This is a genomic window from Flavobacterium sp. FG19 (genome assembly GCF_057809475.1).
This window is the reverse complement of record NZ_JBMDKA010000004.1, coordinates 174,452-187,888: the sequence shown is the minus strand read 5'-3', so window position 1 is coordinate 187,888 and position 13,437 is coordinate 174,452. Positions and strand designations below refer to the sequence as shown.

Here is a 13,437-nt window from a genome sequence, read left to right as displayed (position 1 = left end):
TCGATATTGTTTTTTTTATTTGTTCCGAAATCCGGCTAACCAGAATAAAAATCTTTCTTACTGTCACGCAGCCTTTTTACAGCTAATACATCTTTACAATATAAATATAAACAACATTACATATGAAAAATATACGCTTTATTATGACCATTATATGCCTGTTATTCCTTGATGACGAAGATTTGACAGAAGAAGGAATACAAGACTAAAGTTCGAATTCAATTTTAAATTCGGCCCCTTTATTTTTACCTTCACTGGCAGCACTCAGTCTGCCTTTGTTTTTTTCGATAATCTTTTTACATAAATAGAGCCCGATTCCGGTCGAAGATTCATTGGCAGTTCCTAGTCGGCTCATTTTAGTAAACTTTTTAAACAATTCGTCTATCTGATTTTTATCAAAACCAATTCCCCTGTCAGATACTGTGATCACGACATTCGAATTCTCCTGGTAAATCCTGGCTTTAATTTCACTGTCAAAATAAGAGAATTTTACCGCATTGCTGATCAGGTTTACAATAACCTGAACCAAAAGGCCTTCATCAATTTTAAGTTTAACCTCATCGATTTCAACGCTCAGATTCAGAGTAATGTTCTTATCTATCAAACGCTGTTCGACCTGTTCATTTATAAAAGGCTGTATTTTTTGAAAAGAAATAGTTCTTAGTTCCTGATTTATTTTTACAATCTGATCCTGTTCTTTTAGCAGCTTAATAAAATTTTCAATATAACGAAACTGCAGATTGGTCGATTCGCAAATTAAATCGGCCAGGTGTCTGACAGATTCCGACGGATTTTCACTTAATATCAGTTTTGCCAGTCCCTGCGGATTTCCGGCAAAATTCTTTAAATCATGCGAAAGCATATAAATTAAATCCTGTTTCTCGTTGATAAAACTTTCTGATTCATAAATGGATTCCTGAATATTACACATCAGCAGTCCTGCTTCATCTGAATATTCTGTGGGAAGAATAGACAGTTTTCGGTTGTTTCGGTAATCGTCCAGTGATCTGGAAGCAATAGAAATGGGTTTTATTAACTGCTTTAAAACCAAAAGCGTAACAGCTGTTGCCAGCAGCGTCATAATCAGGGCGAAAATCAAAATAGAAGTTGGTGAGATCGAATGATCCGAATAAAGTACAAAAAATAAAATTCCGATCAGGGGAATATGGATTCCTATAAAAGCGACAAAAAGAAATTTAAGCGCATAGCTTTTTTTCAAAAAGCCTATTTGTGAAAGATTATGATACAATTTCATAAAAATATAACAATACTATAGGTTATAATTGTAGTATTGGGGCGTAATACTAATAAACAAAGTTAACCTTTAAAGTTAATTAAACTAGCAAATTACACAAATTGATAAAATATTATGAAAATAAAATTTGTAAAAGTTTACAAAGGCTTATTTTTGCGCTATGGGAAGAAAAAATACAGACAAAGTTGTCTTTCATCAAATTCAGGTTCTGGATGCCGGAGCCAAAGGAGTATCAGTAGCAAAAGCTCCTGACGGAAAAGTAATCTTTATTCCAAATGTAGTTCCGGGTGATGTTGTCGACGTACAGACATTCAAAAAAAGAAAAGCATATTACGAAGGAAAAGCCGTAAAATTTCACGAGTTATCACAACACAGAGTAGAGCCTGTTTGCGAACATTTTGGTGTATGCGGCGGATGTAAATGGCAGAATATGAAATACAGCCAGCAGCTGCATTTCAAACAAAACGAAGTAAAAAATCATTTACAGCGTATCGGAAAAGTAGAACTTCCTGAATTCGAAACTATACTAGGTTCTGAAAAACAGTTTTTCTACAGAAACAAAATGGAATTTTCGTTTTCAAACAGCCGCTGGTTAACCGAAAAAGAAATTGGAAGTACTGAAGACTTAGGAAACAGAAATGCTTTAGGTTTTCATATTCCGAAAATGTGGGATAAAATTCTGGATATCGAAAAATGCCACCTTCAGGAAGATCCTTCAAATGCGATCAGAAACGAAATCAGAGCTTTTGCCAATAAACATAATTTAGCTTTTTTTAACCCAAGAGAACATTCCGGTTTACTACGAACCCTCATGATCCGTACCGTTTCTACAGGAGAAATCATGGTTTTAATTCAGTTTTTTGAAGATGACAAAGCCAATCGTGAGCTGGTATTAGATCATATTTACGATAAATTTCCGCAAATTACCTCTTTACAGTATGTGGTTAATGCAAAGCAAAACGACACTATTTACGATCAGGACATACAACTTTATAAAGGAAGAGATTATATCCTGGAAGAAATGGAAGGTTTAAAATTCAGCATCAATGCTAAATCATTTTATCAGACCAATTCTGATCAGGCGTACGAACTTTACAAAATAACCCGCGAGTTTGCCGCATTAACCGGAAATGAGACCGTTTACGATTTATACACCGGAACGGGAACCATTGCCCAGTTTGTTTCCAAAAAAGCAAAAAAAGTAATTGGAGTAGAAAGTGTTCCTGAAGCAATTCTGGATGCTAAAGCCAATGCAGAACGCAATAATATTACCAATTGTGAGTTTTTTGTTGGAGACATGAAAGTAGTCTTTAACGAAGCCTTTATTGCCCAGCACGGAAAACCGGATGTTATTATAACAGATCCGCCAAGAGACGGGATGCACGCAGCAGTAATTGACCAGATTTTAAAAATCGCTCCTAAAAAAGTGGTGTATGTAAGCTGTAATTCGGCCACTCAGGCACGTGACCTGGCTTTAATGGACGAAAAGTACAAAGTAACACGTGTTCGTCCGGTTGACATGTTCCCACAGACACATCATGTTGAAAATGTTGTACTTTTAGAACTTAGATAATTTAGAAATTGTAAATGAAAAAAATAATCTCCCTTTTATTGCTTTTTACTTTTGGATTATCCAGCTGTGAGAAAGATGATATTTGCGATGCCAATACACCTACAACTCCCAGATTAGTAATCAAATTTTATGATATTGATGATCCTTCTACCCCTAAAAACGTCAACAATTTAAAAGTTGTAGGTGTTGACGGAGGTGATGAGAACGGAATTATTTTCAATGAAAATGGTACTTCGGAAACAAAATACCTTACCAGCGGCAATACGATATCTCTTCCGTTAAGAATTGATTCGGATTCCACTTCTTATAAATTAATTTACAATGCTACCAGTACCAATGCCAATGCGGACATAATTACTTTTAACTACTCACGTCAGAGTGAATATGTTTCAAGGGCCTGCGGATTTAAAACTACTTTTACACTTAATCCAAGTAATGCAGCTGCTCCTGATTATGTCCTGAAAGATGAAGATGGCGGTAATGGTTTATGGATCAGAATTGTTAGTTTAAACACACGTAACATCGAAACAGAAAATGAAACACATGTTGAAATATTATTTTAGTCTCTGCGTTTTATTTTCAATTTCTTTTGGGCAGGCTCAGGAAATTAAAGATTCTACAGCAGTAAAAAAAGAAATTATTACGGAGAAGCCTAAAACAACGGCTTCAAAACCGGCTCTTCAGCCGGTAAAAAATGACAGTGTTCCTCCTGTAAAAACAGATCGTTACGGCTTAAGAGTGGGTGTCGATTTATACAAACTGACCAGAGGTTTTTACGACAAAGACTATAAAGGAGTTGAATTTACAGGAGACTGGCGTTTAACCAAAAAATATTACATCGCTGCCGAATTAGGTTTCGAAGATAAAACTACAGACGACGACCGCTTAAACTCAACCGCAACAGGAACTTATATCAAAGGTGGTTTTGATTACAATTTGTATGACAACTGGCTTGATATGGAAAACCTTATTACGATTGGCTTAAGAGGAGGTTTCAGTTCGTTTAGCCAGACCTTAAACAGTTACAAAATTTATAACCCAAATCCGTATTGGGGAGAACAGCCTGCTATTACATCCAACCAAAAATACAATGGTTTAACGGCTGCCTGGCTCGAAGTAGCTTTAGGGCTTAAGGCAAAAGTGTTTAATAACATATTTGTTGGTTTTGGTGTACAGCTGAAACTGCTGGCTATGAACAACAAACCATCCGGTTTTGACAACCTTTACATTCCGGGCTTTAACAGAACCTACGACGGAAGTTTTGGTGTAGGATTTAATTACACGGTATCGTATTTTATTCCAATATACAAGAAAAAGACAATACTGCCGGAGATCAAAAAAGAAGCTCCTAAAAAGTAATTTTTTAATAAAAATAAAAAGCCGCAAATTGGATGAATTTGCGGCTTTTTATTTTTATAAGATTACTAATTAAGACAACTGAAATGCGACAGCAGCCTTTGCATGTATTAAAGTCGTATCAAAAACAGGCACTGTTACATCTTCCGGTTTTATTACAAGCGGAATTTCGGTACAGCCCAAAATAATCCCCTCTGCTCCGTTTGTAATCAATTCGGATGCAATTTCAAGATAACGTCTTTTGGTTTCGTCTGTTACGATTCCCCGGCCTAATTCTTCAAAAATGGTATAATGGATAAAATCTTTATCTGCTTCACTAACCGGAATTACAGCTTCAATACCCTTATCTGCCAGTTTATTTTTAAAGAAATCCAGTTCCATAGTAAACTTAGTTCCCAGCAGTCCAACTTTTTTAAGCTGCTGTTTCTGGATTTCAACAGCGGTTTCTACGGCAATATGAATCACCGGAAGACCAATGGCTTCCTGCAGTTTATCTGCAATCAAATGCATGGTATTGGCACATAAAACAATTGCTTCTGCCCCGCCCGATTTCAGGAACTCACAGCCTTTTAAAAGCATAATAAAAGTCGAATCCCAATCGTTATTGTCGTTATTCTTTTTAATATCAGCATAATTAAAAGAATAAACCAGACATTCTGAAAAGTTTAAACCTCCCAGCTTTTCGTTTATTCCCAGATTGATGAGTTTGTAATAGTCTGTGGTAGAAACCCAGCTTATTCCGCCAATAAGGCCAATTTTTTTCATATTACTGATTTTAAAAATCATCCAATTTCTTTAACGCCTTTAATAAAAATCCATCTCATAAAAAGTTTCTCACCGTCTTTTGTCCTTACGGCCCTAAACTGAGGTGCCAAAATAGTACCGGCCACAAATGCCGTTACAGGAATCCAGATTCCGGTTAATCCGGTATAATTCGCAATTAGAAACCGGGTCAGAAGAAACAGCACTGCAAAACAGGCCAATTGGTAAAAGAAAGCTTTTAGTTGTAGTTTAGTCATTTTTTTTTTAAGTTGCTAAGGTTCTGAGATGCTAAGGAGCTGAGTTTTTTTTCTCTTACTGCTTAAATGCCCGGAAACTTAATTGTTTTTTTAAAGTTGCTAAGGTTCTGAGATGCTAAGGGACTGAGTTTTTTCTCTCTTACTGCTTAAATGCCCGGAAACTTAATTGTTTTTTTAAGTTGCTAAGGTTCTGAGATGCTAAGGGACTGAGTTTTTTTCTCTTGTTACTTAATTGCTCAAAACTTAATATTTTTTAGTTGCTAAAATTCTAAGACACCTATTTTTTTCTCATATTGCTATTACAAAATATCTTAGCCACTTAGTACCTTAGCATCTTAGAAACTTAGACCTGAAATTTCGTTCTCTTACTTCCCTCGTACATTTCGTATTTTACCAGACGCGCTTCCAAACTTCCGTTAAAGAGTTTTATTTTTCTGGAAGGTTTTAAGCCCACAAATTTTAAAGCTTCTAAATTTGCCGTGATGAACCAGGCATTGGTTCCGGGATAATTCTTCTTCAGAGTATCTCCGATGTTTTGATAAAAACGTTCCATATGAATGTCTAAACGCTCATCATAAGGCGGATTAAAAACGATATGCAGTTTGCCTTCCGTTTCTTTTTCAGAATCAAAGAAATTTCCCGTATCTATCGTAACATAATCTTCCAGATTGGCATTTCTGATATTGTCTTTGGCTTTACTAACGGCACTTGGTGCTTTATCAAATCCTTTTATGGTATAATGAAACTCTCGTGTTTTTTTCATTAAACTGTCTATGATTTTATCGAACAAATCATTATCCCAGTCTTTCCATTTTTCGAAAGCAAATTCCCTGCGGTTGATATTAGCCGGAATATTGCAGGCAATCATAGCTGCTTCTGCCAGAAAAGTCCCTGACCCGCACATTGGATCCAAAAAGTGGCTTTGTCCGTCCCAGCCTGATAACAAAAGGATTCCCGCTGCCAAAACTTCGTTTATAGGCGCAATATTCGTAGCAGTTCTGTAGCCCCGCTGATGAAGGGAACTTCCGGAAGTATCTAAAGAAACCGAAACCTGATCTCTGTCGATATGAATATTAATCCTTAAATCGGGATGCTGTTTATCGATACTCGGGCGCTGTCCCGTTCTTTCTCTAAACTGATCGACAATAGCATCCTTACATTTCTGTGAAACAAATTCAGAATGATTAAAATAAGTAGAATGAACAGTAGTATCGATCACGAAGGTCTGATTAGCATTTAAATATTTAGACCAGTTTAAACCCGAAATCCCTTTATACAATGCCTGCTCATTATTGGCCCTGAACGAATAAATGGGTTTCAGGATCTTCAAAGCTGTTCTAAGCGATAAATTGGCTTTGTACATAAAGCCTTTATCTCCTTTAAAACTTACCATACGTACGCCTGTTTCAACTTCCTGTGCTCCCAGTGTACGCAGTTCTTTCTCCAATATTTCTTCAAAACCAAAAAAACATTTGGCTATCATTCTAAAGTTTTCTTCCATTTTTTATTGCTGAATTACAAAAAATCCATCTTCTCCATCAGCCTGTAAGTTTACAGGTATCGCAGCGAAATAGTTATTTTTCGGCAAAAATACACTAAATTTGCCGGACTTTGAATTAATTGAAATAGAATAAATGTCTGAAGCACCCAACTCATCAGCACCAAATCAGGAAAGAAATACCGAAAACTGGTTTACATCATGGTTTGATACTCCGTATTATCATATCCTTTATAAGGACAGAAACTATAGAGAAGCCCAGATTTTTATGGACAACCTGACGCATTATCTCAATCTGCCTGAAAAAGCAAAAGTATTGGATTTGGCCTGCGGAAAAGGACGTCATTCTATTTACTTAAATCAGCTGGGCTATACTGTTCTCGGAGCCGATTTATCTGAAAACAGCATTGCCGAAGCCAGCAAAAACAGCAACGAATACCTGCATTTTAAAGTGCACGATATGCGGGAACCGTTTGAAGAAAAATTCGACGCTATTTTCAACCTTTTTACCAGTTTTGGCTATTTTGAAAACGACGACGATAACTTAACAACCCTGAAAGCCATTAAAGAAAGTTTATCTGAATACGGCTTTGCGGTTATTGATTTTATGAACGTCAACCAGGTAGTCGAAACTCTGGTCCCGGAAGAAGTTAAAACGGTCGACGAAATCGACTTTCATATTAAACGATATGTACAGGACGGCCATATTTTTAAAGAAATTGATTTTGAAGATCAGGGCCGGAAATTCCATTTTACTGAAAAAGTAAAAGCTTTAACCCTAAAAGATTTCCAGGATTTAATGGATGAGGCAGGAATCTATCTTTTAGATATCTTTGGAGATTACAAACTCAAAAAATTCCATAAAACCGAAAGTGAAAGATTAATCATGATTTTTAAATAGCGTTTAATCGTTGAACTGTTGATCTGTCTGCCACTTCAACAAACCAGCAAAGCCGATTAAACAATGAAACAAATTAACGATTAAACAAAAAAATGAACTATCTACTCCCTTTATTTTCTGTACTTTTAGGATATAGTGCGGCTTTGTTTTTAAAACCAAAAAACAAAACCAATTTAAAGTTACTGCTGGCTTTCAGCGGTTCTTTTTTACTGTCATTAACCGTGATGCACCTGTTACCCGAAGTTTACAGTTCTCATAATCACAAGATTGGTTTGTTTATAATGGTGGGGATTTTGTTCCAGATTATTTTGGAATTTTTCTCAAAGGGAGCAGAGCACGGGCATGTTCACGGACATGCAAAAATGTCTCAGATTCCATGGCTGCTTTTTATCAGTTTGTGCGTACATGCTTTTTTAGAGGGGTTTCCGGTAAGCCATCATCACGATCTGGCGGTTGGCATTGCCATTCACCATCTGCCTATTGCGGTAATATTAACCACCTTTTTTATCAATGCTGATCTTAATAAAAAAGCCATTTTTGCTTTTATGCTCACTTTTGCCATTATGACCCCGCTGGGTACAATCGCATCTGAATACCTGGCCTTTTTAAATGATTATTATACCGAAATTACAGCCATAGTAATTGGTATATTATTCCATATTTCCTCTACCATTATTTTTGAAAGCAGTGAAGGACACAAATTCAATGTTGCCAAAGTTTCGATGATCGTACTCGGGATCCTGTTAGCATTCTTTCTATAAATTTGTTTTTCAGACAGGAATACCTAAAAGGTTTTTTAAACCTTTTAGAACATCCTGCCCCTTTTAATTTCAATTATCTAATTGTCTTATTTATTTCCGGTTCGTTTTTTCTCTTCTTTATTTCCAAAATCTCGTTCCTGTACTTTAATCTTTTTATTTCCGAAATTATAAGTCGCCGACAGCCTCGCGAACCGGTTACTTTCATTCTGGCTGTAGATTTGCTCTACCCCGTTTACAATCGATTTATAGCCTTTTAAATAAGACGTATTAAAAAGATCGTTAATTAAAAACGTCAGCTGAAGGTTGTTTTTCATAAAACTCTGTCTTATAGCGATATTCAATCCTGCCATATACCCTATTTCGTACAATCCTTTTCTGAACGGAGAACTGTAAAAATACTCCAGCTGCAGTTTTGTAGTTTCACCCAGGGAAACTGTATTTTCAGTTGTAAAATAAAGCTGTCCGCTGTTAGAAGGAACGGCATTTATCCCTGAAATAAATCTCGTTTCAGATCCTAAAAAATAAAGTGAAGTTTGCGTTTCAAACCAGTCTGTTACTTCTGCCGAATAACTCTCTCCTATTCCAAAAGAACTTTCATTATAATAATTCTCTCTTGTTATTACCTGCGTATTAATCTCCGGATCTGAAGTAAAAATGACGCCATAACCTTCAGTCGTCCTGTTAAAGAAAATATTCGTTCTCAGATTCTTTTTAAAAGAATACGTAAAATCAAAATTATTGCTGAAAGAAGGTTTTAAAAAAGGATTCCCTTCTGAATAACTATTACTGTTGATATAAGATCGAAACGGATTCAGCAATCCAAATCCCGGACGGTTGATACGTTTTCCATATGTAAAATTAAAACCGTGGCGCTCATTTACCTGATAATCCAGATACAAACTCGGAAAAAGCTTCAAATACTCGTTTTTAACTTCCTGTTCCAGAGTTTCAGAATAACCGTTTGTCTGCGTATTTTCTACTCTTAATCCTAACTGAACCGAGAATTTATCGCTGATTTTTTTATTCCCGTTTATATAAACGGCCTGATTGTTTTCTTTGTATTCAAATGCATTCGACTGATTCAGATCCAATTCCGGAATTCCTGAAATGGTATTGTAATAAAACACATCGCTGCTGCTTTTTATAAAACTTACTTTTCCTCCATAAGACAAATTCATAGCTTTCATAGGATGTTCGGCATCTGCTTTAAGGCTGAAATTGTCAATATTCTGGTTCGAATTGTTTCTCGCCGCCTGATTCGTATGCTGATAAGTTCCTTGAGGTGAATAGGATCTTGCGATAAAATTTTTATCAAATTTTGAATCGTAAGTAAAATAATCCATATCAACACTTATTTTTCTTCCTATTGAATCCAGTTTTGAAATTAAATGAGCATTATAAGTACGGCTTCCTGAATATTTGTTATTAAAACCTTTATTTATAAGCAGTGAATCTATTGAACCGGCAGTATTAAAAATCCTGATCAGCGTATTGGAAGTCATGTCCGGACGGTAACTTTCATTGAGATACTGAACCCCAATTGTCGTTTTACCCGAAATATCATAATCTAAAGAGAAACGTCCTGAAATACTATTTTCTTTCTGTTTGGAAACATCTCTTAATTCCCAGAGCCCCGCCGGGTAATAAATATCCAGATCTTCTGTATTATTCGTGTTTCCAACACGTCCGTTTCCACTAAAAGCAAAGCGGAATTTATTTTTATTATAGAAGAAGCTGTTTCTTAAAGTATAAATTCCATATTTGTTTTGATCGTAAGAAACTGTTACTGCGTTTTTCCAGGAATCACTCGTCCCTTTTTTCATGATAATATTAATAATGCCGCCTGTTCCGTTTGCTTCATATTTAGCAGGCGGATTGGCAATTACCTCAATACTTTTAATATCATTTGCCGAAACTGATTTCAAAAAACTGTTTAATTCTTCGCCCGATAATTCGATCATTCTGCCATCGATCATTACCCTTGAAGCCCCCTTTCCTAAAATCATGATGGTATTGTTCTGCACTACAACACCCGGAGCCGCATCAACAGCACTTAAAGCATCTCCTGAAACGGCCGAAATATTATTCTCGACCTTATAAACCACTCTGTCTATTTTTTGTTCAACGGTTTTCCTTTTGTTTTGAATGACCACTTCATTTAAATGAGCTGTCGTCTCCTGTAAAACGATCTCTCCCAAATCAATATCTCTTTCAATGGAAATTTCTTTTTCAAATTCTGAAAACCCTAAAAGACTAATTTTGATTTTATGATTCCCCTTTTTAATACTGATTTCAAATGTTCCGTCAAATCCGGTCGTGGTTCCGTCAATAATTTTTCCTTCTGAACTCCATATCGTCACATCGGCCCATTCTAAAGGCGCTTTGCCATTTGATGTTTTTCCTTTTATTTTGAAATTGGTCTGTGCTAAGCAAAATAAAGGCAGTAATAAAAAGATAAGAAGATTTGACTTTTTCATAATTTCTAATGTTAACTTGTTCGATTAATTTGAAGCAAAGCTCTGTTAGAAATTTTCGGAATTCGACCGACAAAAAAAAGTCGAACCATTTTCTTCTCCGGAAATTGGTTCGACTTTATTAAGTATGAAGTACGACTTTTTACAAACCGCTTACTATGAGGCGCTTCTGTAAGCCGTCGGAGTTAAATTGGTGTATTTTTTGAACGAAGTATTAAACGACGATTTGGAATTAAATCCAACTTCATACAGAATTTCCAGAACCGTCAGCTCTTTTTTTGAAGGGTCTTTTAGAATACTCATCGCTTTTTGAATACGGTATTCATTCACAAAATCAAAAAAATGCTGATTCATATGATGGTTTATTAAAACTGATAGATCCCGTACCGGAATATGAATCTGGTCTGCGAGCTCCTGTATGGTAAGCGACGGATTAAGATAAGGTTCTTTATCTGACATATAATCTCTTAAAATTGAAATCTGCTCTTTTATCAGATCGTTCTGAACCGGTTCAGCTTCCGGCTTTATTTCTGTTTGAGGAAGAATATCCTTAGTCAGCGTTAATTTAGAATTAATACCCCTGAAAAGTTCCGGATGGTTTAAGGCCTTCATAATAAACCAGCAGGTAATAAGCAGTGCAATGCTGCCCACAAGCACATTGGCCCAAATAAAAGTTTCCTTAAAATCGGTATAACGCAGTAATGTTTTTAATACCACAATTATATGTGCAATAAGAAAAACGGCTGTCATCTGAAAAAGCCATAGATAGGTTGAGAAACCGGCATTAGCATAATTTTCCAGATAAAGTTCTTTATACTTCTTTAAAATCAAAAACACTCCCACAATGTAAAAGACATACTGAAACTCTGTTATGGCATGAAAAAACAACATTTCGGGCATTTGATTATGCACTTTAAAAAACTGTATTTTCCCGATCTCATCTGCCAGATAAAACCGGGGCAGAAAAACTAAATTAATGACTAAAAAAGGAGCGGTATGCATCAGGTGCTTCCATTGTAACCTGAAATCAGAATAACATACAGCCAGAACAAAAAGATAAAATAGCGGCATTCCTAACAAGCAGGTGGTCCACCGAAAAACTTCCAGATTGAGCTGATCTTCAATAAAATCATACACAAAAAAACCACTGAGATCGATGGCTGCCAGAATAAAAAAGAAAGCAAATAAACGATTAGCCAGTTTATTTTCTGTTTTTACGGTAAAAAGAAAAAATGCCAGAAGAAAAGACACAAAAACAGCGATCCAGGCAATTCCGTTTAGAAAATTTAATTTATCCATTTGCAGAAAAAATTAAACAAATATACTATTTTAGTTCATTTAATGAGGATTTCAGAACGCATTTGCGACATGCCAAATAAAATTAAAAAGATCTTTAAATCTTTGATCCTTTACAGGATTGAAATAAAAAACACTAATTTTGACCCCGTCTAAATCATACTAAAAATGACATTTACAAAAACCACAGAACAAGCCTCCAAATATGAACATTTAGAAAAAATGTCTGTTCATGAATTGCTCGCCAATATTAATCAGGAAGACAAAACGGTTCCTATTGCGGTTGAAAAAGCACTGCCGCAGATAGAAGCTTTAATTCCGGAAATTGTAACCAGTCTCAAAGCCGGCGGAAGGTTATTTTATATTGGAGCCGGTACTTCAGGCCGTTTAGGTATTGTAGATGCATCAGAATGCCCGCCTACCTTTGGTGTTCCGTTTGATCTGGTTAACGGGATTATTGCAGGCGGAGATACGGCTATTCGCCGTGCAGTGGAGAATGCAGAAGACAATCCAACTCAGGCATGGATCGATCTGCAGGAGCATGCTATTGGTGTAAATGATGTTGTTATCGGGATTGCAGCTTCGGGTACAACCCCTTATGTTATTGGAGGTTTAGAGACTTGTAACCAGAATAATATCATAACCGGATGCATTACCTGTAATGCAGGAAGTCCGCTGGCCCAGACTGCAAAATACCCTATTGAAGTGGTTGTAGGCCCTGAATTTATTACCGGAAGTTCCCGTATGAAAGCCGGAACAGCACAAAAACTGGTTTTAAACATGATTTCAACTGCCGCGATGATTCAGCTTGGAAAAGTAAGAGGCAATAAAATGGTAGACATGCAGTTAAGTAATGTAAAACTGGTAGACCGCGGCGTGAAAATGATTATGGGAGAAATCCCGGTTTCGTATGACGAAGCATCTGAATTATTAAAGAAATACGGAAGCGTAAGAAATGCTGTTGACAATTACAAGGGATAAACAATAGCAAAATGCAGCAAACCCAATAACCTATAACTCATAATTCATAACTCATAATTCATAACTCATAACTCATAACTCAAAAAAAAAGTGGCAACAAACAAACAACTATTAGGAAAAGGATTAAGATATTTAATGGGGGCCCTTCCGTTAATGTTTCTTGGCCCATCCCTGATTTATAATGCTTTTATGAATCAGCATACCAACTGGCACTATCTGGTTCTGGGAATTGGAATTGCGGCCTGTCTGGGTTCGATGTTTTTGATCTTTTTAGGATTGAAAATCATCATGAAAGGTTTGTTTAATGATTAATTTGTATCTTT

The 13,437-nt window shown here is 36.1% G+C and carries 13 protein-coding genes; 7 read left to right on the top strand and 6 right to left on the bottom strand.

Features of this window, described 5'->3' with window-relative positions:
* Window positions 1-205 precede the first annotated feature (205 nt).
* Window positions 206-1,219 carry a sensor histidine kinase gene (locus ACODST_RS06190; RefSeq protein ID WP_488931245.1) on the bottom strand — a complete coding sequence of 338 codons (1,014 nt, stop codon included), beginning with the start codon at window positions 1,217-1,219 and terminating at the stop codon, window positions 206-208.
* A gap of 196 nt (window positions 1,220-1,415) precedes the next feature.
* On the opposite strand from ACODST_RS06190, the gene rlmD reads away from it, so the two are divergent.
* From rlmD to ACODST_RS06175, 3 genes are read left to right on the top strand one after another with little or no spacing between them, the layout of a single operon-like run.
* Window positions 1,416-2,828 (top strand): 23S rRNA (uracil(1939)-C(5))-methyltransferase RlmD, encoded by a 1,413-nt coding sequence (gene rlmD, locus ACODST_RS06185; protein WP_488931244.1) that lies wholly within the window; start codon window positions 1,416-1,418, stop codon window positions 2,826-2,828.
* 14 nt (window positions 2,829-2,842) lie between these two features.
* Window positions 2,843-3,391 (top strand): DUF6452 family protein, encoded by a 549-nt coding sequence (locus ACODST_RS06180; RefSeq protein ID WP_488931243.1) that lies wholly within the window; start codon window positions 2,843-2,845, stop codon window positions 3,389-3,391.
* The gene (locus ACODST_RS06175; RefSeq protein ID WP_488931242.1) at window positions 3,372-4,187 is read left to right on the top strand and encodes a DUF6048 family protein; all 816 of its coding nucleotides are present in this window, start codon (window positions 3,372-3,374) and stop codon (window positions 4,185-4,187) included. The genes ACODST_RS06180 and ACODST_RS06175 overlap by 20 nt, the downstream gene beginning before the upstream one ends.
* Before the next feature lie 69 nt (window positions 4,188-4,256).
* On the opposite strand, the gene ACODST_RS06170 is transcribed toward ACODST_RS06175, so the two are convergent.
* The 3 genes from ACODST_RS06170 to ACODST_RS06160 all read right to left on the bottom strand — a co-directional run bounded on the left by ACODST_RS06170 (window position 4,257) and on the right by ACODST_RS06160 (window position 6,704).
* The gene (locus tag ACODST_RS06170) at window positions 4,257-4,949 is read right to left on the bottom strand and encodes an aspartate/glutamate racemase family protein (RefSeq protein ID WP_488931241.1); all 693 of its coding nucleotides are present in this window, start codon (window positions 4,947-4,949) and stop codon (window positions 4,257-4,259) included.
* Window positions 4,950-4,966: 17 nt separating this feature from the next.
* Window positions 4,967-5,203: a hypothetical protein gene (locus ACODST_RS06165; RefSeq protein WP_488931240.1), complete on the bottom strand. Its 237-nt coding sequence runs from the start codon at window positions 5,201-5,203 to the stop codon at window positions 4,967-4,969.
* 343 nt (window positions 5,204-5,546) lie between these two features.
* On the bottom strand, window positions 5,547-6,704 hold the full coding sequence (locus tag ACODST_RS06160; protein WP_488931239.1) for a THUMP domain-containing class I SAM-dependent RNA methyltransferase: 1,158 nt from the start codon (window positions 6,702-6,704) through the stop codon (window positions 5,547-5,549).
* Window positions 6,705-6,837: 133 nt separating this feature from the next.
* On the opposite strand from ACODST_RS06160, the gene ACODST_RS06155 reads away from it, so the two are divergent.
* Both ACODST_RS06155 and ACODST_RS06150 read left to right on the top strand, forming a co-directional pair.
* Entirely contained in the window at window positions 6,838-7,602 is a 765-nt protein-coding gene (locus ACODST_RS06155) for a class I SAM-dependent DNA methyltransferase (RefSeq protein WP_488931238.1), read from the top strand.
* Between the two features lie 92 nt (window positions 7,603-7,694).
* Complete coding sequence (locus ACODST_RS06150) at window positions 7,695-8,363, top strand: ZIP family metal transporter (protein WP_488931237.1); 669 nt, start codon at window positions 7,695-7,697, stop codon at window positions 8,361-8,363.
* A gap of 86 nt (window positions 8,364-8,449) precedes the next feature.
* Here the strand turns inward: ACODST_RS06150 and ACODST_RS06145 are convergent, their stop codons facing one another.
* Both ACODST_RS06145 and ACODST_RS06140 read right to left on the bottom strand, forming a co-directional pair.
* Window positions 8,450-10,840, bottom strand: coding sequence for a TonB-dependent receptor (locus ACODST_RS06145; RefSeq protein WP_488931236.1), 2,391 nt, complete (start codon window positions 10,838-10,840; stop codon window positions 8,450-8,452).
* A 153-nt stretch (window positions 10,841-10,993) separates the two neighbouring features.
* Complete coding sequence (locus ACODST_RS06140) at window positions 10,994-12,136, bottom strand: helix-turn-helix domain-containing protein (RefSeq protein WP_488931235.1); 1,143 nt, start codon at window positions 12,134-12,136, stop codon at window positions 10,994-10,996.
* Window positions 12,137-12,301: 165 nt separating this feature from the next.
* On the opposite strand from ACODST_RS06140, the gene murQ reads away from it, so the two are divergent.
* Both murQ and ACODST_RS06130 read left to right on the top strand, forming a co-directional pair.
* Entirely contained in the window at window positions 12,302-13,114 is an 813-nt protein-coding gene (gene murQ, locus ACODST_RS06135; protein ID WP_488931234.1) for an N-acetylmuramic acid 6-phosphate etherase, read from the top strand.
* 90 nt (window positions 13,115-13,204) lie between these two features.
* Entirely contained in the window at window positions 13,205-13,426 is a 222-nt protein-coding gene (locus ACODST_RS06130; protein ID WP_488931233.1) for a DUF6095 family protein, read from the top strand.
* Window positions 13,427-13,437: the final 11 nt, after the last annotated feature.